Annotated in this window: 17 protein-coding genes and 1 pseudogene; 8 read left to right on the top strand and 10 right to left on the bottom strand. The window is 67.3% G+C overall.

Translation table 11 applies throughout. The annotated features are described in order from the left end of the window. The first annotated feature begins 35 nt into the window (after positions 1-35). A complete protein-coding gene (ctaD, locus tag ACZ68L_RS37975; RefSeq protein WP_469586974.1) occupies positions 36-1,754 on the top strand; it encodes an aa3-type cytochrome oxidase subunit I in 1,719 nt (572 codons plus the stop codon). Further along, on the top strand, positions 1,751-2,140 hold the full coding sequence (ctaF, locus tag ACZ68L_RS37970; protein ID WP_469586972.1) for an aa3-type cytochrome oxidase subunit IV: 390 nt from the start codon (positions 1,751-1,753) through the stop codon (positions 2,138-2,140). Before ctaD ends, ctaF begins: the two co-directional genes overlap by 4 nt. Before the next feature lie 9 nt (positions 2,141-2,149). Here ctaF and qcrB read toward each other — a convergent pair whose 3' ends face one another. Then, entirely contained in the window at positions 2,150-3,790 is a 1,641-nt protein-coding gene (gene qcrB, locus ACZ68L_RS37965; protein ID WP_469586969.1) for a cytochrome bc1 complex cytochrome b subunit, read from the bottom strand. Positions 3,791-4,160: 370 nt separating this feature from the next. Here qcrB and ACZ68L_RS37960 point away from each other — a divergent pair, with 370 nt between their 5' ends. The 4 genes from ACZ68L_RS37960 to ACZ68L_RS37945 all read left to right on the top strand — a co-directional run bounded on the left by ACZ68L_RS37960 (position 4,161) and on the right by ACZ68L_RS37945 (position 7,445). Further along, positions 4,161-4,298 carry a hypothetical protein gene (locus tag ACZ68L_RS37960; RefSeq protein WP_469586966.1) on the top strand — a complete coding sequence of 46 codons (138 nt, stop codon included), beginning with the start codon at positions 4,161-4,163 and terminating at the stop codon, positions 4,296-4,298. Positions 4,299-4,551: 253 nt separating this feature from the next. After that, positions 4,552-6,336: a site-specific integrase gene (locus tag ACZ68L_RS37955; RefSeq protein ID WP_469586961.1), complete on the top strand. Its 1,785-nt coding sequence runs from the start codon at positions 4,552-4,554 to the stop codon at positions 6,334-6,336. A 195-nt stretch (positions 6,337-6,531) separates the two neighbouring features. Next, on the top strand, positions 6,532-6,873 hold the full coding sequence (locus ACZ68L_RS37950; RefSeq protein ID WP_469586959.1) for a hypothetical protein: 342 nt from the start codon (positions 6,532-6,534) through the stop codon (positions 6,871-6,873). 26 nt (positions 6,874-6,899) lie between these two features. Continuing rightward, entirely contained in the window at positions 6,900-7,445 is a 546-nt protein-coding gene (locus ACZ68L_RS37945; RefSeq protein ID WP_469586955.1) for a GNAT family N-acetyltransferase, read from the top strand. Positions 7,446-8,554: 1,109 nt separating this feature from the next. Here ACZ68L_RS37945 and ACZ68L_RS37940 read toward each other — a convergent pair. Then, positions 8,555-9,406, bottom strand: a complete 852-nt coding sequence (locus ACZ68L_RS37940) for a LysR family transcriptional regulator (RefSeq protein ID WP_469586952.1) — start codon at positions 9,404-9,406, stop codon at positions 8,555-8,557. An 80-nt stretch (positions 9,407-9,486) separates the two neighbouring features. On the opposite strand from ACZ68L_RS37940, the gene ACZ68L_RS37935 reads away from it, so the two are divergent. Continuing rightward, the gene (locus ACZ68L_RS37935) at positions 9,487-9,981 is read left to right on the top strand and encodes a cupin domain-containing protein (protein WP_469586949.1); all 495 of its coding nucleotides are present in this window, start codon (positions 9,487-9,489) and stop codon (positions 9,979-9,981) included. Between the two features lie 669 nt (positions 9,982-10,650). Here ACZ68L_RS37935 and ACZ68L_RS37930 read toward each other — a convergent pair. The 3 genes and pseudogenes from ACZ68L_RS37930 to ACZ68L_RS37920 all read right to left on the bottom strand — a co-directional run. Then, positions 10,651-12,048: an amidohydrolase family protein gene (locus ACZ68L_RS37930; RefSeq protein WP_469586946.1), complete on the bottom strand. Its 1,398-nt coding sequence runs from the start codon at positions 12,046-12,048 to the stop codon at positions 10,651-10,653. Positions 12,049-12,228: 180 nt separating this feature from the next. Then, positions 12,229-12,684, bottom strand: coding sequence for an IS3 family transposase (locus ACZ68L_RS37925; RefSeq protein WP_469586943.1), 456 nt, complete (start codon positions 12,682-12,684; stop codon positions 12,229-12,231). A 227-nt stretch (positions 12,685-12,911) separates the two neighbouring features. Continuing rightward, positions 12,912-13,516: pseudogene (locus ACZ68L_RS37920) on the bottom strand (IS5 family transposase); the annotation flags it as partial. Positions 13,517-13,765: 249 nt separating this feature from the next. On the opposite strand from ACZ68L_RS37920, the gene ACZ68L_RS37915 reads away from it, so the two are divergent. Beyond that, positions 13,766-15,787, top strand: a complete 2,022-nt coding sequence (locus ACZ68L_RS37915; RefSeq protein WP_469586940.1) for a hypothetical protein — start codon at positions 13,766-13,768, stop codon at positions 15,785-15,787. Positions 15,788-15,838: 51 nt separating this feature from the next. Here ACZ68L_RS37915 and ACZ68L_RS37910 read toward each other — a convergent pair whose 3' ends face one another. The 5 genes from ACZ68L_RS37910 to ACZ68L_RS37890 form a co-directional block, all read right to left on the bottom strand. Next, the gene (locus ACZ68L_RS37910) at positions 15,839-16,510 is read right to left on the bottom strand and encodes an SMI1/KNR4 family protein (protein ID WP_469586938.1); all 672 of its coding nucleotides are present in this window, start codon (positions 16,508-16,510) and stop codon (positions 15,839-15,841) included. Between the two features lie 367 nt (positions 16,511-16,877). Next, positions 16,878-17,246 carry a condensation domain-containing protein gene (locus ACZ68L_RS37905; protein WP_469586935.1) on the bottom strand — a complete coding sequence of 123 codons (369 nt, stop codon included), beginning with the start codon at positions 17,244-17,246 and terminating at the stop codon, positions 16,878-16,880. A gap of 142 nt (positions 17,247-17,388) precedes the next feature. After that, a complete protein-coding gene (locus tag ACZ68L_RS37900; RefSeq protein WP_469586932.1) occupies positions 17,389-19,521 on the bottom strand; it encodes an MMPL family transporter in 2,133 nt (710 codons plus the stop codon). A gap of 64 nt (positions 19,522-19,585) precedes the next feature. Then, positions 19,586-20,809: an FAD-dependent monooxygenase gene (locus ACZ68L_RS37895; RefSeq protein WP_469586929.1), complete on the bottom strand. Its 1,224-nt coding sequence runs from the start codon at positions 20,807-20,809 to the stop codon at positions 19,586-19,588. A 17-nt stretch (positions 20,810-20,826) separates the two neighbouring features. Further along, entirely contained in the window at positions 20,827-21,123 is a 297-nt protein-coding gene (locus tag ACZ68L_RS37890; RefSeq protein WP_469586926.1) for an acyl carrier protein, read from the bottom strand. Between the last annotated feature and the right edge of the window lie 95 nt (positions 21,124-21,218).

Here is a 21,218-nt window from a genome sequence, read left to right as displayed (position 1 = left end):
CCACCATCGAGTCAACCGGGAGGGACGGAGAACCGATGGCGCAGGACCTGCAGGAAGCCGCGCCGGCCGAGCCGGTGGCCAACAAGCGCATCAATGCCGGTGTGAGACTCATGGGCTGGCTGACGACCACCGACCACAAGGTCATCGGCAATCTCTACATGGTCACCGCGTTCGGGTTCTTCCTGTTGGCCGGAGTGCTGGCCATGCTCATGCGAGCGGAGCTGGCCCGCCCAGGACTGCAGATCGTCAGCGCGGAACAGTACAACCAGCTGTTCACCATCCACGGCACCGTCATGATGCTGCTGTTCGCCACGCCGATGTTCGGCGGCTTCGCGAACGCCATCATGCCGCTGCAGATCGGCGCGCCCGACGTCGCCTTCCCCCGCCTCAACGCGCTCACCTACTGGCTCTTCCTCTTCGGCGGAATCATCGTGGTGTCCGGCTTCGTGGTGCCTGGCGGCGCGGCACACTTCGGCTGGTTCGCCTACGCCCCGCTGAACAGTGCCGTCTTTTCGCCCGGCGCCGGCGGAGACCTCTGGACCATGGGCCTGGTGCTGTCGGGGATCAGTACGACCCTGGCATCGGTCAATTTCATCACCACGATCGTCTGTCTGCGCGCCCCGGGTATGACCATGTTCCGGATGCCGATCTTCACCTGGAACATTCTGTTCACCTCGATCCTCGCGCTGCTCGCGTTTCCGGTACTCGCCGCCACCCTGCTCGCCCTCGAAGCCGACCGGAAGTTCGGGGCCCATGTTTACGACGCCGCGAACGGTGGGGCGCTGCTGTGGCAGCACCTGTTTTGGTTCTTCGGCCATCCCGAGGTCTATATTGTCGCGCTGCCCTTCTTCGGAGTGGTGAGCGAGATCATTCCCGCGTTCAGCCGGAAGCCGATGTTCGGGTATTTCGGAATGGTGATGGCCACGATCAGCATCACCATGCTCTCGGCGGTTGTCTGGGCCCACCACATGTTCGCGACAGGAGCCGTTCTCCTACCCTTCTTCTCCGCCATGTCGTTCATCATCGCCGTGCCCACCGGTGTCAAGTTCTTCAACTGGATCGGCACTATGTGGCGCGGCAGTATCTCGTTCGAGACACCCATGCTCTGGGCGATCGGCTTCCTCGTGACCTTTCTCCTCGGCGGCCTCAGTGGAGTGCTGATCGCCTCACCCCCGCTGGACTTCCATCTCACCGATTCGTACTTCATCGTCGCCCACCTCCATTACGTGCTCTTCGGAACAGTGGTCTTCGCGATGTTCGGCGGCTTCTACTTCTGGTGGCCCAAGTTGACCGGACGCATGCTGGATGAACGCATCGGACGTATCCATTTCTGGTCCTTGTTCATCGGCTTTCAGCTGACCTTCCTGGTCCAACACTGGCTGGGGGAGGCCGGAATGCCCCGGCGTTACGCCGACTATCTCGCGGCGGACGGCTTCACCTTGCTCAATACGATCTCGTCCGTCGGCTCCTTTCTGCTGGGCCTGTCGACACTGCCGTTCCTGTACAACGTGTGGCGCACCAGCCGTTACGCGCCCAAGGTCGATGTGGACGACCCGTGGGGGTTCGGCCGTTCCCTGGAGTGGGCTACCTCCTGTCCGCCCCCGAGGCACAATTTCCGGGCTTTGCCCCGCGTACGTTCCGACTCGCCGGCCTTCGACCTGCACCACCCCCTCACGTCGGAGAAGCAGAAGCCGGGCCTCGGCCGGGGCGGGTCCCGCTCCGCATCGGGCACTGAAGAGGAGTCGGGCAAATGAAGACCGAGGCCATTCTCTTCGCCGGAGTCGCGGGGTTCTTCCTCGTGACCGATGTTCTCTACGCCGTGTGGTCCCGTGATCCGACAGGCACGGCGGCTCTCACCGTCTCGTTCCTCATGGCGTTGCTGGTCACGTTCTTCCTCGCCACCAACTACCGGAGGAAGGGCCTGCGCCCCGAGGACCGCGGGGACGGGCACATCCATGAGCGGTACGGTCCGGTGGACTTCTTCCCTCCGCACAGCATCTGGCCGTCACTGACAGCCGCGGGAATGGCCCTGCTCGCCCTCGGTGTGGTGTTCGGTCTGTGGCTGTTCCTGATCGGGCTGGGCTTGGTCCTTGCGGGGGCGTTCCGAATGGTCCTCCAGTACGTGCGTGTCCAGGACTGAGGGCGGTTCTCAGTCCTTGCGTTCACGTACCGGCGCCGGCGGTGTCGTCCGCTCCGCGATCCGGGACCGTTGTTCCTCCGTGACGGGCAGATCCACGAGGTCCCCGTAGTACCAGCCGCTCAGTACGGTCCGAAGCCGTCGCCGATTCGAGATCGGGCCCTCCGCGGGGAGCTCCAGGGGCGTCGGGACATCACGCATCAGGATGCGGTAGCGGGCTGTCTGGCTCAGGCCACGGCGGCTCTCCGAGAGATCGCCGTTCACCGACTGTGTCACCTGGCCGGTCTCCTCGCCTTCGGTCAGTCGGCGGCGGTCCCGCATCTGAAGGGCGAGGCAGAGGCGTTTGGTCAGGGCGAAGGCCAGGAGTGGGGCGGCGATCAGCGCGGTTCTGAGGATCCAGGTCATGGCCTCGATCGAAACCCTGAATGAGAGGGCGACGACGTCGTTGCCGCCGGCGACCAGGAGAACGGCGTAGAAGACGATGGCCGCCACGCCGAGCCCCGTACGGGTCGGCCGGTTGCGCGGCCGGTCGCACAGATGGTGTTCCCCGCGGTCGCCCGTCACCCATTTCTCGAAGAAGGGATAGAGGAACAGCACTGTGAAGACCACGCCTGGCAGCACGATCGCCGGAATGAACACATTCCACATGATGGTGTGGCCCGCAATGTCGGTCTCCCATGGTGGCATCAGCCGGAGCGCGCCCTCCAGGAACCCCACATACCAGTCCGGCTGTGCGTTACCGGAGACCTGGTTGGCGCGGTAGGGGCCGTAGTTCCATACGGGGTTGATCTGGGCGAGCGCGCCCAGCAAGGTCAGTACGCCGAACACCATGAGGAAATAACCTGTGGTCTTCGCCGTGAAGTGAGGGAACGCCGGTGAGCCGACGGCGTTTACGTTGGTCTTCCCCTGACCCGCCCAGTGGGTGTGTTTGAGATAGACCACCAGGATGAGATGAGCGGTGATCAGCGCCACGATCAGGCCGGGCACGAGCAGGACATGCACGGGGTACAGACGGGGGATCACGGCATCGCCCGGGAACTGTCCGCCGAAGACAAACAGCGCCAGGTACGTTCCGACGACAGGGATCGACCCCACAATGGTGGCCGCCGTCCTCAGGCCCGTACCGGACAGCAGGTCGTCGGGCAGCGAGTAGCCCGCGAATCCTTCGAGAAGCGCGAGTACGAACAGTGTCACGCCCACGACCCAGTTGGCCTCCCGCGGTTTACGGAAGGCGCCGGTGAAGAAGATCCGCAGCATATGAACGGCGATCGCGGCGACAAACACGAGTGCCGCCCAGTGGTGGATCTGACGGATCAGCAGGCCTCCGCGCACGCCGAAACTGATGTTGAGGGTGGTGGTGTAGGCCTGCGTCATCCTCACCCCCTGAAGGGGGATATAGGAACCGGCGTAGACGCTTTCCATCATGCTCGGGTCGAAGAACAGGGTGAGGTACACGCCGGTGAGGAGCAGGACCACAAAGGAGTAGAGGGCGATCTCACCGAGGAGAAAGGACCAGTGATCGGGAAAGGCCTTGCGCAGCAACTGCCTGGCCAGCTCGCTGACGGGCAGGCGCCCATCCACCGCGCCGTAAGCACTGTCCGCCATCTTCCCGGCCCGGGCCTTCAGCTGCGCTTTACGTCTCCGCAGGGACATGCACCACTCTCCTGTCGATCTGCCTTCCACCCCCCCGTCCTCATTGTTACGGTTTGCCGTTTATGGGTAATGCATTGCTCGAAGGGACTACGCAGAATCGCGGTATCGGCACCTGATCGGCCGACCTGGCCATGACGCGCCGGGTGGGGCCGCGCTGGCGCGTCGGCCCCACCCGGCGAGCGATGTGCGGGACCTCGCCGCCGCAAGGACCGATGCGCGTCGCCGCGTCGCCCTCGACGGTATGACTCCGTTTGAGCAACTGCGGCTCTGGGGCCTCACCCTAGGAGCACAGTTCGGCAGTCTTGGCTTCCGCTTCCTCGCCCCGTCTGTACCCAGCGCACTCGCGCGTCGCTGACATGCGGATCTCGCCGTGTTGGAGACGGAGCGTGAAAACGTACCCGAGCTCGACGAGATCGCCTTCGTGTCGTCGGCCGAGCAGGCTGCCTGCCTCGGCTCGGGCCGCGACTCGTACAACGCGACCGCGTCCGCCTTGAACTCCGGCGGGTAGTGCTTCATGACCACGACATATCCGTTCTCAGATCCTCAAGAACCACAGCCTCAAGTGTCCAAGATCAGGGCGAGAGCCCGAGGAGGCAGGAACACCAAACGGCACTCCTATGCCAGGACCACACGGTCCAACCACGCTGCGGCCGACCGTCAGGCACTGGCGCCCGCCGACTCCGTCAATCTGATTACTTGTCAGTAGAGTCAAGCAAAGGGTCAGCAAGTGTCCGATCAGACCTGGTCACAGGTGCCAACACATGCTCGTACGTACACGGGCCGGTCGCCGCAACCTCGCCCAGGCCCTGCACAACGACCCGTCCTTGCTGCGAACCGGCAAGCCGCCAGCGCCGTTCCGTGTCGCCAAGCTGCTGATGACCCTGCGCGAGGCTGGCGCCCAGGACATCGCTTTGCCCCGTTGCGGCGAGTGCGGACGCCCACGCCCCTACGTCGGCAGCCGCGCCGGGGGCCGGTGGGGGTGCGCGCCCTGGTTCGACAAGCACGCTGTCTGCGCGGGCTGCCACCGGGAACGGCGCGTCGTTAGCAGGGACCGTCATGGCCAGCCCCGATGTACGAAATGCCCCGACAACGACGGTGATCCGCTCAAGGAACTCGCCGAGCTCGTCACCAGGATCGATCCTGCCCTCGACGCGGACGCCGTGCTGACCGCACTCGCCCGGGCGACGCTCCGGCCAGCCGGGCAACGCCGCCTGGCCTGGGCCGTGATCGACCGGCCCGATTTGCTGACCGGCTCTGGGCATGAGGCCCCCACCCCGGCCGCGTTGCGGTTCATCAGCGAGCTCATCGCAGCCGGAGCCACGAAGATCGTCAAACCCGCTTGCCCGCGATGTCACGGCGTGAAGGCTCTGTCGAAGCTCCTCGACGGCAAAAGGATCTGCCGGGCCTGCTTCGCCCGCCACGCTGCCGTCCCCTGTTCTCGCTGCGGCGCCGTCCGTGAACCCGCTACCCGTGATCCTGACGGGCAGCCGCTGTGTCCCAACTGCCTGATGCGAGATCCGAACAACCTGGAAGTCCGCATCGGCTGCGGTCGCCGGCAGCCGGTCGCTGTCCGGCTTGCCGACGGCGTCCGCTGCCAGAACTGCCGGCCGAAGGAGGTCCGTGAATGCGGGATCTGGGGGCGGACAGCGCCTTGCGAGATCTCCCGGGCTACCGGTCAGCCCTGGTGCGAGCGATGCCAGCAGCGATGGGTGACCTGCAGCGGCTGCGGCACCGTGGCCCAGGCCCGCGGCGGCACCTGGGACGCCCCGTTGTGCGCACAGTGCACCAACCCCGACCTTGATTTCTGGGGCCGCTGTCCCACCTGCATGAAGACCTGGCAACTCAGCCCACGGCCCTGCCAACGCTGCGTGCTCGACCAAAAACTACGCGGCCTCCTCGGCGACGGCACCGGCGGCGTCCGCCCTGAGCTCGCCTCATTCCACGAAGCCTTGACCGGCGCCGAACGCCCCGACGTTGCCCTTGCCTGGATCGCCCGCTCGAAGGTCCGCGGCCTGCTGGAACAGATAGGTCGTGACGAACGGCCCGTCACCCACGAACTGCTCGACGAACTCCCCGCGAGCAAGGTGCTGGCCCACCTGCGCAGTGTCCTGGTGGCCACCGGCGCCCTGCCGGCCCGCGACGAGCGGCTCGTCCTCCTGGAGAAGGAGATCACAACGACGGTCCAGGCCCGAACCGATCTCGCCGAGCGCCGCATCCTGCACGGATACGCGGTCTGGCACCACCTCCGCCGACTCCGACGACGCCTCGGCGAAGGGCACACCACCCACCTCCAGGCCCTGAATGTCCGCTGCCACGTCACCGCCGCGACGAACTTCCTCGATTGGCTGACCAGCAACGGACTCACTCTCGCCACCTGCACCCAAGCCACCCTCGAACAATGGGCTTCAGCCCCGGAAGCCACCTACCGGGACGAGACCGGCCACTTCATTCGCTGGTCGGTACAGCACCGGCATGCACGGGATCTGACCTTCGGCACCATCGGCTGGACCGGCCCGACCAGCACCATCGACAGCGAGAAACGCTAGGATGACGCCCGACGCCTTCTCCACGACGACAGCCTGCCCGCTCAGGATCGTGTCGCCGGTCTCTTCCTGCTCCTCTACACGCAGAAGATCGCCACCATCACCCAACTCACCGTCGACGACGTCCAGCTCGGCGAGGTCTCTGTCACGATCACGTTCGGAACCGCACCGGTCGTCCTCCCTGAACCGCTGGCCGATTTGGTCCGCGCACTCGTCGCCATCCGCCGTGGCAAGGCCAAGATCGGGACACCGGATGATGTCCCCTGGCTCTTCCCAGGCGGTCGCCCCGGACACCTGATCGGTGACGACCGGCTCGGCCTTCGGCTCCAGAAGATCGGGCTCCAGCCTCGCCAGGACCGATCCACCGCGCTGTTCACTCTCGCCGCCGAACTGCCTGCCGCGATCCTCGCCCGGATGCTTGGGGTCCACATCAAGGTCGCCGTCCAGTGGCAGCGGGCATCAGCCGGAGACTGGGCCGCCTACGCCGCCGACGTCGCTCAGCGAAATCCCGACCAGCACAGCTTGAAAGCCCAATCGTGACCGACCCGAAAGCGATGCTCGCCGCTATGACCAGCACCAACACTCCTGCCTTCCAGCAGATCGTCCACCCACACGAGATCACAGCCGAACTGAGACGGGATCTGATCGACTGCTGGATCACCGTCACCAACGCCGGTGGGGCCGCCGGGTTCCCCTTCCCACCTGTCGACATAGATCAGGTCGCCCCCATCGCCGACCGGCTCATCGCTGACCTCGATCCTCAGCGCAGCCGACTCCTCCTCGCCATCGTCGACGGTGTCCTCGCCGGCTGGCTGAACCTCCGCCGCGACCTCAACCCGCTCGTTGCGCACTGGGGCACCGTCAACCACGTCCAGAGCCACATAGCCTTCCGCGGCCGCTCCATCGGCACCGCCTTGATGAACCGGGCCCGCGAAATCGCTCGGGACGAGATGAACCTCGAACAACTCCACCTCGCCGCGCGAGGCGGTGCCGGACTCGAAGACTTCTACGGTCGCCTCGGCTGGAAGGAGATCGGACGATGGCCCGGCGCCCTGCGACTTGCCCCAGCCGACGACCGCGACGAGATCCTCATGATCCTCGCGCCTCTATGACCCGTCCCCGCCTTGCTGCCGAGGGGGCATTCGGACGGTTCCAATACCCGACTCCACCATTAGCGATCTACCCCGAAGAAGCGGTCCTGGCCCACTGGGCCTTCCTCGCTCGCCGCCGGTCGCTGCGGCCCAGTGAGGAATGCCGCGTTCCCACCGATGAGGAGTAACAGGAGTTCCTAGGCCACTTCGAACGGCGCAAGGCCTCCATCGGGGCCTGCGGCCGGGCCTTCGGCACCCCCTGCATCCATGAGCATGCTTTGGAACTCGCACAGCTCGACCGGCGTCCGGCCAATCGCAGCGTTGTTGACCTCGGCATCCCCACGGTGAATCACGCTGGGAGCACCAGGAGTCCGAGAGACAGGTCCTCACGCGGTGACGCCTGAAGCATCCCAACATCGCCTGGCCTACGCCGCGATGACAAAGTTCAGAGAGTAGAGCATGCACCACAGCATCCTCTCCCGGAGGCGGACCTCGCGCCGGGCGATGGGCCGGTCGATCGCCGCCGTCGAGTGGGCCGATGTCCCAAAGTGCGGCCCCGACGCCGGCGACCTCCTCCCCGGCGTGCTGATCGCCCGCGAAGCGGGCGCCAACGTCACCGACCCCGACGGGGCGCCCCCCGCCCGGCCTGGTGGCAGCCCGGGCCGGCCCTGCACGGGGCACTGCTGGCCCGCGTGTCGGACGGGCGGGTCGACGAGACCTCCGCGGCGGGTGCGTCACCCGTGGAGACGTCATTTGCGGAGACGTCATTTGTGGATGCGGAGCGGCACCCGTAAGCGATTCCGCACGTGACGCACCGACACCCAGCGTCCTTGTCCCGCAGCAAGTACCAGAGGTTGCTGCCGTCCACGTTCTGGCCATGCCTCTTGCAGGTCAGCGCCACCATGGCGCCCGGCTTGTGAGTGAGCCCACGGATGCGGCGGTCGCGGTCCGCTCGCCGATGAACGGACCGTCAGTGGCAACTGCGATCGCCTTGCCCGTGAGAACGGAGGCCACGGCTGCCGTGGTGGTCGTGGACCGGGCGGCTGCCTCCCGTCTCCGGGCTCGGGAGGATCGGGGCATCGCGTTCGCCCATGTCGTACTGGTCGTACTCGGTGCCGCCTGTGAGGTGCTCAGTCGTGGTAGGCGTCGGTCGTGATCTGGACGAACGAGCGGATCAGTGGATTCGTGTCGCCCTCGTTCCACGCCGCCACCACGCGGCTCGGCGGCATGTCGGCCAGCGGCACCACGGTGAGCCCCTCCGCCGGCTCGTGGTCCAGAAGAGTCATGCCGACCGTACCGTTCCAGAGAACGGCTTGCCAGCATTCCCGTACGGCGCGCACCACCGGACCCTCGCGAGGTTCCCCGCCGTTCCAGTACGACTGCCAAAGGGGGTCGGTGTCCTCCGGGAACCGGAACCAGCGGCGGTCGGCCAGATCGGCGAGCTTCAGGCTGTCGAAGCGGGCCAGCGGATCGTCGGCGCGCAGCAGCGCACCCACCGGGTCGGTACGAAGCCCGTGCACGGTCAGGCCGGTCTCGTCGAACGGCCCGCGGGTCAGGACGATGTCGACCAGCCCGGCGTGCAGCCCGCAGGTGGGATCCGTCAGATCCGTCTCACGGATACGGATCTCGACGTGCGGGTGGCGTCGGCGGTAGGCCTCGGCCAGCCGGGTCGCACGCGGGTCGGTGCCGTCGCCCAGGAAGCCGACGGTGATGGAGGCGGCACCGGCCGCCGCGGCCACGCGTTCGCGCACACGGTCGGCCTGGTCGAGCAGGGCGCGCGCCTCATCGAGCAGCACGAGCCCCACCGGAGTGAGCGAGACACCTGTGGACGATCGGTCGAACAGTGCGACGCCGAGCTCCGTTTCCAGACGCCTGATCGTCCGGCTCAGCGGCGGCTGACTCATGTGCAGCCGGGCGGCGGCCCGGCCGAAGTGGAGTTCCTCAGCGACCGCCACGAAATAGCGCAGCGTGCGTAGCTCCATGGTGCGACGATACCCGTACGGCATCGGCAGTACGGAATGGGTCTTGGACAGTCGCGGTGCCCCGGCCGTGCAATCGAAGCATGACTGACGAACCGAAGGCCAGTGAACCGATCGCAGACCCCGCCGTATCGGTGGTCGGTCCCGACGACGGTGAGACGATCCTCCTGGGCACCACGCGAATGCGCGTCCTCGAAGACGGCAGCAACACCGGGCACCGCCTCGGGATGGCCGAGTCCATCCTCGCCCCGCACACACCTGGACCGCCGCAGCACCGTCACGCCCAGCACGACGAGGGCTTCTACATCATCTCCGGCACGGTGCGCTTCACGGTCGGTGAGAAGGACTACGACGCGACGGCCGGCACACTCGTGATGGTTCCGCCCGGCGCCCCGCACACATTCGCCAACGTGACGGACCAACCAGCCGTCATGCTCAGCACGTTCACACCGGACCTGTACGTGCAGTACTTCCGGGACCTGCAGGACCTGATCGCCGACGGCCAGGCGCTGACCCCCCAGGCGAACCTCCGGGCAATGAGCCGTTACGCCACCGAGCCCACCACCGACTTCTCCTGATGGCCGCGAAGACAACATTGCCTGACTGCCCGCGCCGCATCGGTGACAGCCGAGGATGCACCTGCCCCCGAACGTCGGAGCCGCCTACGCACTGGCGCACGCGCAGCCTTCTCCGCGCGAGCGGAGGTGAGCCGGACCAGATATTCTGACCCGACATGGAAAAGTTGGCTCCGCAGAACGTGCGAAGTGACCGCGGAGCCATCCCGGGAGCACCATCCTGTCAAGGCACTCACGCCGACCGTAGCCAGGTCTCGAACACACCGCCCAGCTGGTTGCTCCGCCCGCCCCTCCAACAGTGGGGCGGAGCAGCTGTGATCCAGGAAGCGAAGATGTCTGGACTTCGCCGAAGTGGCGAAACACGAAGCGGTGGTGCTGCGCCGGCTGCCTCTGGCCGACTGGCGCCCACCCAGCGGCCGGCGAAATCTGCCAGGCCCTGCGCACCCCCGCCCCCGTACCCCCGCGCTCCCGTACAAGCTGCCTTGCGACAGGTCGAGTACCTTCGAGGTCACCGGCATACGCGGCACACTCGGCACACTCTTCGGCAGTTGAGAGATGACCCACAGCAGCGCCCGGACGTCACCGAAGTGCTACCGAAGGGCGAGTCCGAGCTCGTCAACATATCCCTGCCGCTGTGCCACGCTTCTCCTTGCGGCGTCCACGCCCATGCAATCAGGCGGCGCGCACGTGTGCCGCCGCCCTCTCCGCCGCGCGGACCACCCGCTCGGTGTCCACATTCACCAGCTCACCGTCGGACTTGCGCAGATAGCCGTCGACGAAGACGTGAGTGACGTTCGGGGGCTGGCCATTGAGCACGATCTGGCTGACCCAGTCGAAATGCGGCGCGAAGTTGAGGGTGCCGGGGTCCAGGACGAGGACGTCGGCGCGCTTGCCCGTCGTCAGTGATCCGATCCGGTCGGCCATCCCGATGCACTCCGCGCCGCCCAGCGTCGCCATCCGCAGAACGGCCGGGATGGTGGGATGGATTCCGGCCTCCTGGTGGAGGGCTCGCTGTAGCCCGACGGCCGCCTTCATGACGTTGAACATGTCAGAGGTGTCGTTGGTGCCGCCGTCGTGGCCGAGTCCGGCCCGGACGCCATGCCGGTGCAGCGCGGGCAGCGGCATGATGCCGGAGGCCAGGCGCATATTGCTGAGCGGACAGTGCGCCACTCGGACATCGTGGTCACCAGCCAGCGCGATCTCGTCATCGGTGAGATGGATCGCGTGGTTCATCAGCAGTTCAGGACCGAAGGCGCCGACCTCGCGCAGAGCGCCGATCTGCTCGTCCTTGCGATCGGTCCTGACTTCCAGCACATGGGAGTTGATCATCAGGCCGAGGTCGCGGGAGGTCTCGTGCAGCAGCCGCAGGTCCTTGATGCCCGGCATGCCCGCGTGCACCGCCACCTGCGCGGAGGCCAGCGGCAGCGGATCCAGGAAATCCTTCTTCACCTTCGGTATGAGGTGGCGGTCGGCGCCGCTCTGCGCCATCGCGTAGACGAAGCGCAGTCCGGAGTCGTGCAGTGCCCGGACATAGCGCTCGCTGGTGTCGTACGGGATGGGATGTACCCAGTCGACAACAGTGGTGACACCGGTCTGCAGGGCGTCGAGGGCTGCCAGGTGGACGAAGCCGTACATGTCCTGGGCGCCGATCTTCGGCAGGATGGCCCTGTTGCACGCACCCAGCCAGCCAATGAGGTTCTGATCGGAGCAGCCGCCTCTGATGCTCGACTGCCAGAGGTGATTGTGCATATCGACGAAGCCCGGCAGGACGAGTTTGCCGGTGGCGTCCACCACTCGCGCACCGTGTGGCACGTCGAGCCGCCTGCCGACAGCGGCGATCTCGCCGTTCCGCATCAGGACATCGACGCCTCCCTCCAGCGCGCCCAGTACGCCCTTGCCGATGCCGGGGTCCATGGTGAGGACGAGGTCGGCACCGCGCAGTACCGTGGTCCGCCGCTCACCCGGTCTCTCACCATGCCCGCCGGGCTGCTCGCGGCGGGCTACTGGTATTCCGGCAGCCGCCGCGAGAGGAACACCGCCAAGACCTGTGAGAACTCTACGTCGGCTCATTTTCGGAAAGTTCATTCCATTTTTATACCGCGCCTGCGAAGCGATACAGCAAGGCGACTTCCAGCCACATGACGGTCCGTCAGAAACCTTCACTGAAGGTGCAATTGACCGATGCACTTCGTCCGCCATCCCGCGCACTCCGCCCCGCAGCGCGTGCGAACGACTTCACTCCACGAAGGATCACGGCGGGGGCACCGCGGCTTCGTCGACCGAAGGCCACCCCGGCTGCCGCAGCCACCAGACCAGCCAAAGCCTCTTCCTGCTTCTTGGGCCTGTCGCCCCACTCAACCTGTTCGGTGGCCCGCAGGATGCGAATCCCAGATGCCGGCGCCGCAGGCGGAGCCCCTCGATCCCGATGGTCCGCGTGATCCTCGCGACCGGCTTGTGATTGACCACCTGGCCGCCCTCGTTGCGGAGTTCGGCGGTGATCCTCGGGGCTCCGTAGGTGCCGTCGGAGTCCTTGTGGGCCTTACATATCCAGGCCGCGAGGCGGTCCTCGGCGGCCTGGCGGGCCGCTCTTTCCGGGGCGGTGCGGCGCCAGTAGTAGAAGCTCGAGCGGGCGATGCCCAGGATGTCGCAGAGCCGCTTGACGTCGAACCGGCGCCGGTGATCGTCAACGAACTGGCAGCGGCTCACCAGCGCGTCGCCGAGTAGCCGAGGGGACTTTCCACCCCTCGGCCCTCACGGAAGCCGCTGCTTGGGGCACTCCCTCTTGCCGCCGCATCGCGGCGGGCGGTATCGAGGCACGCCTTCTCCTGTTCCGTGCGGAAGCCGCAGACCGGGCTCATGTCGCCTGCATGCCGGACACCACCTGGCCAATAGACGGGCACCCGCCAGGCTCATCCCGGGATTTAGAAGTCATCTCAATTGGTGAGTCTTCGGTAGCAGATGAGGGTGCAGGCGATGCTCGTGAAGGCGAGGAAGTGGTCGGCTTTGCGCTCGTAGCGTCGGTGGAGTCGGCGGCAGCCAGCAAGCCAGGACATGGTGCGTTCGACGGTCCAGCGGTGGCGGCCCAGTCGCCGTGAGGACTCGATTCCCTTACGGGCGATGCGCTGCTGGATGCCACGTCCGCGTAACCATCGTCGCAGGTGGGAGTAGTCGTAGCCCTTGTCGGCGTGAAGCTTTGCGGGCTTGCGGCGCCGCGGTCCACGGCGGGAGCGGATCGGCGGTATCCCTTGCACGAGGGGGATGAGGGCCTGGTTGTCGTGCAGGTTCGCCCCCGAGATGGCGACGGATAGGGGCAGACCCGTCCGCTCGGTGATCAAATGGATCTTTGACCCGTACTTGCCCCGGTCGACAGGATTCGGACCTGTCAGGTCCCCCTTTTCAGGGCCCGTATGTTCACCGAGTCGATCGCGCAGCGGGACCAGTCCAACTCGCCGCGGGAACCGAGTTCGTCGAGCACCACTCGGTGGAGCTGGGCCCACACCCTGGCCTTCGACCACTCGGAGAAGCGTCGATGGGCCGACGTCGGCGGTGTGCGCAGACGGAACGTTGTAGCCGCTGCCTGCGGGTCTCCCGCAGATGGTTGTTGTCGCGGCAGGCCCCGCTCGTTCTCACGGCGAAGCGCGCAACGTGATCGTGACCGAGTGTTCTATAACCGTGCTCAGGATCACGTCTGGCTTCTGCCGAACGGGCAGGGATGTCCTGGTAGTTGGCGTTGATACGTGCGTTCGGCAGGGGCTAGGAAGGTGGGTGCTCGACGAACGCAACCACCATGAGTGAGGACGACTACGTGTTCAGCTCAACCAGACGACGAGGCATCCTGGCTCACATAGCCATGGGTGCCGCGGCTGCCCTGCTCCTGGGAGCCGGGATGGCAACCGCCGCACCCGCGCCCGACTTACCCCCCAACCCGGCCGCCGCCCCGTCCTCCAGGCCGGCGGCGGGGCCGGAGAGCAGCGTCCTGGCCGGTAACCGGCCGGAGTCGGGCAAGAACCCACAGGCCGGCCCGCCCTGGACTCAGGTGGGCGGGGTGTGGCAGGTCAACACCACCGAGCCGGTCTTGCGCAACACCGTGACCGACAAGGACAACGACACGGCGAACTTGACCTTCGAGGTCTACACGACGGACATCACTGGCAAGCCGAAGAGTCAAGTCAAGCTGGATGACAGTCAGTACGGCGTCCTCGTGTCGAAGTTCGTGCCTTCCGGCTCGATAGCAGAGGTCACGGTTCCGTACGGGAGGCTGCAGCCGGGCGTCACGTACGCCCTCCACACTTCCGCTTACGACGACACGGGGCTGTACGAGACCGTGTGGTCCCCGTGGGTCAACTTCAAGATCCGCAACCGGGCCGTCGATATCAAGCTGCCCGAGCCTAACAAGGACGCACCGGTCCTCAACCAGGACAGCCACCAGCAGCCGCAGGCGATCGCCCAGCCGGATGTGAAGCCGGTGCCACCGGCCGAGCCGCCCATCGGTCGCAGCGCGGCAGATGGCTGGAGCTGTGGCGAGCTGAACGAGAAGACGAACATTCAGCCGTGTTCTCGGCTGGTGCCGGATGACAGCAAGAAGACCCGTGCCGCCCTCACCAAGGGAATACAGGGGGCAAGGGCGGCGCTGCCTCACCTGGTCGACTGGTGCGAGGGCTTGGGCAACTCGCACATCAAGCGGTACGAAGCGTGCATCGGCAGCTTCACCTACGAGTACGTGGGCATCGTCGTCAAGGACGGTAAGCCCACCGGTGAAATCCTGATCGCCTCGTGGGCCCTCGGCCAGGAGGTGAAACTGGCGGGGAACTCGGCGACGTTCACCCAGCAACTCACGCTCGTGCCGGTGGCTGTTGATGCGAAGTTCGTGTCGGTGACACTGGACGTGCGGTTCGACTGCATGATGCCCGACCGGTGCACGAACGGTCCGCAGCAGTGGGACGGGGCGCTGGAGTGGCTGGGTGCGGATCCGTTCTCGCACTCGGCGGTCGGGAAGATCGACCACACCTGGAGCGCGGCGAACAACGCCGACACACTCGACCTGTCCACGAAGATCACCGCTTACTCGCCGGTGGCGAACCCGGCCGCCTCGCGCTGGCAGGCCGACGGTGCGCAGATCCGCTGCGACAAGATTTCCTCCACGACACTGGGCTGCACGTTCCACAAGTACATCCCGACGTGGGTAATGAACTTCGACAAGACGTCGCCCGCGGTCGCGCACGCGTGGCTGATCCAGTCCAAGCTGCCCAACCACCCGGGCAGCAAGGCGCACAACAAGCCGATGTTCTTCCTGCCAGCAGCGGACAAGAACGCCCCGGGCCGCGACCCGAACAAGAACCGAGATGTCATCAGCCCCAAGAACCCTGATGGCTCAAGCTGGGCGAGCAAGCAGGGCAATCCGGCCGCCACGACCGTCCCGGAGATCAGCGCGGGCGACAAGGCGTCGTGCGATGAGTTCGCCTATGCCTCCAGTTACAACTCCGGCGGCATGCCCGGCGGCGTCATCGGCGGCATGAATCCAGTCTCCTCGGGCGACAAGTGCGTGCAGACCTACGCCACCCGCGTCAAGCAGGGCGAGTGGCACCTGTACGACGACGAGCGCAAGGCGGCCCCGACGTGGAATGAGGTCTGCGGCCGATCTGCCATGTCCGGGTGGATCAACTCCACCTCGATGGGCGGCGCGTTCAGCGGCGGGTTCTCCGGCAAGTACCGGCTGCTGGACAAGGACCCCTACTGGGTGGACTTCCCCCAGTTCGGGCACTGTGACGCCTCCAAGGTGATCGTGACCTGCACGGTCCCCAAGCCGTAAGAAGACTTGTTGTGGTCCGGCAGGACGCCGCTCCTGCCGGACCACCAGGCGCTATCGAGGACCGTCCAGCAGGACACGGCCCTCGGGACACTCAGGCTCCTCCCCAGGAGACACCCACGCCAGCCCCCCGCACACGGTCAACGCCGGCCAGCTGTCCTCATCCCGAAAGCCGTCGGGTTCGATGAGGCAGCGGCCCTGCTCCAGAGCGTCGCCGAGTTCGGTGAGCCACGCCGGAAGCGGCCAGCCCGAGGTGGACTCCGGGATGGGCTCCGGCTCCCGGTCGACCACCCACCGACCGAGGCTGCCGTAGGACGGCTCCTCCGGGCGGGCATCGATGTAGAGTCCGTGCCACATGTCGTCCGGGGTGCAGGAGATCGGGATGCGGCCCGGTTCGCGCTCCCAGTCACGGGTCTGCACGACGTAAGCGTCTTGCAACTGCGCCAGTCGATACCAGCCCTGATACCCCGGCAGGAACCCTGCAGGCCACCAACTCTGCCCGGCATCGGGATCATTGGTGCCGTCGTGAAGCCCGTACCAGGCTCGCAGCGTGGGCGGAAACGGTATACCGATCGCCTCCTCGGCGGCGGCGATCTCGCCCTCACTGGCCGCAGGTCGCAGTAGTGCGGCGGACGCCGGAGCATGGGCATGCAGCCACTTCTCGATACGCCCCCAGGCTGCGGTGACCTGTGCGACCGAAGCTTCTGAGTTCCCTTGATCTGCCATGTTCCCACCGTACAAGCGGGTTGGAAGGCCCCTCTCTGAGTATCGTCATGCTCACCCCGGCTGTGGGCCGGTGTCCGTCAGCGGTTGACTTCGAGGTTCGTCAGGACGAGCAGGGCGCACAGGAGTTGGGTGACTCGGGCGAGGTCGGTGCGGAGTTGGGTGAGGGCCCGCCAGTTCTTGAGGTGGGCGAAGCCGTGTTCGCCCGGTGTGCGCCCGGTGGCGAGAACTCGGTTGGCGTCCTTCTGGCCGGGGTGAGCTTGCGGGCGCGGGTGGCGGTGAAGCCGGTGACGATCACTGGGGCGCGTACGTCGTTGTCCAGGCCGCGAAAGCCAAGGTCCGCAAGGACGCCGAGGCCGACTGCTCAAACTCACGGCGGCTCCACGTCGATCCGGAAGGCCTCCTGGGCGCACTCGCGGACCAACGCACGCAGGTGCGCGTCCGTGGCGTCCGGCAGCTCCCGGACGGTGAGGACGTCCTGGCCCGGGCTGTCGAGCACGGTGCGGTACGGCTCCCCGCCCGCACCCTCGCCGTCCCCTTCTGCGAATACCGAACGCAGCAGGGGATGCCTGGCCGCGACGGTGCGAACGGCCGCGGAGAGCGCGTCGCTGTCCAGCGGCCCTCGCAGCCGTACCGGCAGCACGATGGTGTAGGCGGCGCTCTCGGGCGCCAGCCGGTGGGCCAGCCACAGCGCCTGCTGGCTCGCCGAGAGGGGCAGGGTCCGAACGGTCGGTGGCATGCTGCGGCTCCCGGTGGGTAGGGCGGCCGCCGCGCCGGTCGGACCGGAGAGCGCGAAGGGCCGGAAGGCTGAGCGGAACTGCCCGCCGGAGTCGTCCGGCTGAACAGGCCCCCCCACCTTCCGGCCCTTGGCTATATCCGGGCTATACGCCACCACCTCGGCTGCCCGCGGGTACGGCGGCTGGCGTGGGCTGTTCGCCCGCCGCGGGCGGTGCGGTGTCCGTGCCTACGGGGCGGCCCGGCCACCAGAAGGTCCGGCCGACGTCCAGGGCCAGGGCCGGGACGAGGACGGACCGCACGAGGAAGGTGTCGATCAGGACACCGATGGCCACGACGATGCCGATCTCGATGAACGCCACCTGCGGGGCCGTGGTGAGAGCGGCGAACGTCGCCGCCAGCACCGCGCCAGCGCTGGTGATGACGCCGCCGGTGGAGGTGAGTCCGCTCAGTACACCGGCACGGTGGCCGCGGTGACCGACCTCCTCGCGGATCCGGTGGATGAGGAAGATGTTGTAGTCGACGCCGAGTGCCACCAGGAACAGGAAGCCGATCAGCATGACCTGGATGTCCACCGCCGGGAATCCCAGGACGTGCTGGAACAGCTGCCAGCTGATGCCGAGGGCGGCGAAGTAGGACAACACCACGGTCGCCATCAGCAGCAGGGGCGCGACCAGGGCCCGGAGCAGGGCGACCAGGATCAGGAAGACCACGGCGAGCACCAGCGGGATCACCACCTTGCGGTCGTGGGCCTGCGCCTCGGTCTTCTCCTGTGCCATCGCGGTGGGGCCGCCGACCTGGGCGTCGGCGCCGGGGACGGCGTGCACGGCGGTGCGGATGCGGTCGACCGTACGGGCCGCCGCCGCGCTGTCCGGGCTGTCCTTCAGAACGGCCCGGGTGCTGGCGAGAGTGCCGTCCGTGGACTTCTCCGGTGCGGCGACCTCGGCAACCCCGTCGATGCCCTTCAGCGCGGCGGCGACCGCGGCCTTGCTGATCACCTCGGCGGGCCTGCTCTGGCCGGCCGGGTAGTGGTCGGCGAGGAGTTCCTGGCCGGCGATCGAGCCGGGCTTGCCGACGATGAGGTGCTCGTCGTCGAGACCGGTCTTCAGGCCGAGCGAGCCGAGGGCCAGCACGGTGAGGACCAGGGCGGAGCCGATCCACACCAGGCGCGGACGGCGGGAGATCCTGCCGCCGACACGGTCCCACAGGCGGTGGTTGGCGTTCTTCACGGCCACTCCGGCGCGCGGCACATTGGGCCAGAAGACCCAACGTCCGAGGAACACCAGAACGGTCGGGAAGAGCGTGGTCATCGCGGCGAGACCGCAGATGATGGCGATGGCCCCGGCAGGGCCGAGCATGTAGTTGAAGCCGACGTCCGCCTGCGTCAGGCAGAGCAGCCCGATGCTGACGGTCGCCGCGGACGCGGCGATCGCGGGGACGGCCCTGCGGACCGCGGTCTGCATGGCCTCGTGCCGGTCCTCGTGGACCCGCAGTTCCTCGCGGTAGCGGGCCAGCAGCAGCATCGCGTAGTCGGTGCCGACACCGAACAGCAGTGCTGTCACGACGATCTCGTTGCCGCCGCCGACCGTGAGCCCGAAGCCCTTGGCGAAGAGGTACGAGACGGCCTGAGTGGTGAGGAACGCGACGCCGACGGTGAGTAGGGGCAGCAACCACAGGATGGCGCTGCGGTACGTGATCAGGAGCAGGGCGGCGACGACGAGGACCGTGATGAGGGTCAGCGCGCGGCCGGTCGACTCCCGGGCGTCGGCGGCGTCCAGCGAGTTGCCCGCCGGGCCGGTGAGTTTGGCTTCGAGGCCGTCCGGCCGGTCGGCGGTGGCCCGGTCCCGTACCTTCTCCGCGTTGTCCGCGAGTGCGGTGCTGTCCTCCTTGTCGAGGGGCACGAACGCGGTCAGCGCCTTGCCGTCGTCGGACGGCCTGGCCGGCCCGACCTCGCCGGCCGCGAAGCTCGCGAACTCCTTGATGTCGGAGGCGACCTTGGCCTTGTCCTCGGCGGTCAGCCCGCTGTCCCGTACGTAGACGACGATGCCGAGGGAGATCTTGCTGTCGGCGAACCGGTCGGTGAGCCCGGCGACATCGGTGGACTCGGCCCCTCGGGGCAGCTCGATGGTCAGCTCGTCCTTCTCGATCTCCGAGAGCTGTCCGGCCAGGGGCACGGACGCGACGACGATGATCAGCCAGGTGATCAGCGTCAACCACTTGCCCTTCCTCCCTCCCGGTAATTTCAGGAGCCGGTCGGCCCAGCGGTGCGGTCGTGACATGGGGACTCCTCGTCCAGGGTGTGGGATGTGCGGGGCACGGGCGCGTGGTGCGTAGGGGAGCGGTTCAGGCGGCGGGCTGTTCGGCGAGCGCCGCCTCCGCATCGTGGCGTTGGATCCAGGAGGTGTCGGCGACGAGCGCCTTCATCTCCTGGCCGGACTGTTTGCGGGCCTGCAGACCGGCCGGGCCGCCGCGCAGGCGCTGCGAGCCGCTGTCGCGGCTGCCCAGCTGGACCTGTGTGGTGTGGGCCAGGCGAACCGTCTCGTACCGCCGCAGTGCCGCGGCGATGTCCTGCGGACTCGGGGGCTCCCCCGCATCGGCGAGACAGGCCGCCAGGACGACGGCGTCCTCGATGGCCTGGCTGGCACCCTGGCCGTGATGCGGAAGCACCGGGTGGGCCGCGTCACCGAGGAGCGCGGTGCGCGCGGTGCTCCAGCGGGTCAGCGGCTCGCGGTCGCAGAGCGTCCAGTGGCCGGCCTCGTCCGCGGCGTCGACCAGCTCCTGCACGGTGGGGTCCCAGCCCTGGAACGCCTTGGCAACCAGGTCCAGCTCGGCCGGCCGGCTCCAGGACTCGCGCCGCTGCTCCTCGTCGTTCTCGGGGATCACGGCGACGAAGGACAGCTGCTGCCCCGCGCTCACCGGGGCGGTGAGCATGCGACCGCCGGGACCGGCCCACACGTACATGTCCTGGGCGTTGAGCCGGGGCAGCCGGTCCATGGGGACGAGCCCGCGCACCGCGCACGTCCCGGTCGGCACCAGGAGGTCCTGTCCGCCGGAAACCGCTGCGCGCATAAGGGAGTTGACGCCGTCGTCACCGATCGCGAGATCCGCCCGTGCGGTGGATCCGTCGGCGAAGTGGAGTTCCACGCCGTCGAGGTCCTCGGCGTAGCCGGTGCACCGGCTGTCCAGGCGCAGGGAGTCCGCCGGGAGCCGGGCGGCGAGCGGAGCGTGCAGATCGGCGCGGTGCACGGTGTAGTGCGGACCGCCGAACTCGCTCACCCAGGCGTCGCCTATCGGGCGTCGGGTGAGGACCTCTCCGTCGCTCCATCGCCGGACCTCGAGCGCCTCGGGGCGTACGGCCATCTGGTGAAGGGCGTCCGCGAGGCCGAAACGGTGGAGGATCCGACTGCCGTTGGGGGCCAGGTGGAGTCCGACACCCACCTCACGGAGTTCGGGGGCCTGTTCGTGGACAGTCACCCGGAATCCTCGGCGGGTCAGGGCCAGCGCGGCGGTCAGTCCGCCGATACCGGCGCCGGCGATCGCGATCCTGGGGGCGATGTGCCGTGTCATCGAATCTCTCTGCTCTCTCAGGTACGACCGTAGGTGTCCGCGGTGGCCAGCTGGGCCCGGACGTGGCTGACAAGGGCGTCGACCGTGGGGTGCTCCCACACCAGGGCCGCGTCGAGCTCCAGACCGAAGCGGTCCTCCAGATCGCCGCAGAGGGCGACGGCGTAGACGGAGTCGAGGCCCATCGAGATCAGTGAGGCGTCGGTCGGGATGACCGCCGGTGGCCTTTCGAGGTAGTCGGCGACGCGTTCGATGAGCCAGTCGCGCGTCGCTTCGGCGTCGAAGTCCGCAGCGTTCACGTCGGCTTCGAAGTCCACCTGAGGTTCCCCCGGCGTGCGGGAGGTGCTGATCAGCTGGTCAGGGCGGGTTGACGGGGTTTCAGGTTCGTTCGTTCGGCCGTTGCCTGGTCGGC

It is taken from the genome of Streptomyces sp. NPDC104309, from assembly GCF_055584025.1.
The sequence above is the reverse complement of the archived record's forward strand: the minus strand, read 5'-3'. Positions and strand labels throughout refer to the sequence as shown.

Coding starts and splice junctions, on each gene's coding strand:
- ctaD (WP_469586974.1), top strand. CDS start 36: ATGGCGCAGGACCTGCAGGAAGCCGCGCCGGCCGAGCCGGTGGCCAAC.
- ctaF (WP_469586972.1), top strand. CDS start 1,751: ATGAAGACCGAGGCCATTCTCTTCGCCGGAGTCGCGGGGTTCTTCCTC.
- qcrB (WP_469586969.1), bottom strand. CDS start 3,790: ATGTCCCTGCGGAGACGTAAAGCGCAGCTGAAGGCCCGGGCCGGGAAG.
- ACZ68L_RS37955 (WP_469586961.1), top strand. CDS start 4,552: ATGCTCGTACGTACACGGGCCGGTCGCCGCAACCTCGCCCAGGCCCTG.
- ACZ68L_RS37945 (WP_469586955.1), top strand. CDS start 6,900: ATGACCAGCACCAACACTCCTGCCTTCCAGCAGATCGTCCACCCACAC.
- ACZ68L_RS37940 (WP_469586952.1), bottom strand. CDS start 9,406: ATGGAGCTACGCACGCTGCGCTATTTCGTGGCGGTCGCTGAGGAACTC.
- ACZ68L_RS37935 (WP_469586949.1), top strand. CDS start 9,487: ATGACTGACGAACCGAAGGCCAGTGAACCGATCGCAGACCCCGCCGTA.
- ACZ68L_RS37930 (WP_469586946.1), bottom strand. CDS start 12,048: ATGAGCCGACGTAGAGTTCTCACAGGTCTTGGCGGTGTTCCTCTCGCG.
- ACZ68L_RS37915 (WP_469586940.1), top strand. CDS start 13,766: ATGAGTGAGGACGACTACGTGTTCAGCTCAACCAGACGACGAGGCATC.
- ACZ68L_RS37910 (WP_469586938.1), bottom strand. CDS start 16,510: ATGGCAGATCAAGGGAACTCAGAAGCTTCGGTCGCACAGGTCACCGCA.
- ACZ68L_RS37905 (WP_469586935.1), bottom strand. CDS start 17,246: ATGCCACCGACCGTTCGGACCCTGCCCCTCTCGGCGAGCCAGCAGGCG.
- ACZ68L_RS37900 (WP_469586932.1), bottom strand. CDS start 19,521: ATGTCACGACCGCACCGCTGGGCCGACCGGCTCCTGAAATTACCGGGA.
- ACZ68L_RS37895 (WP_469586929.1), bottom strand. CDS start 20,809: ATGACACGGCACATCGCCCCCAGGATCGCGATCGCCGGCGCCGGTATC.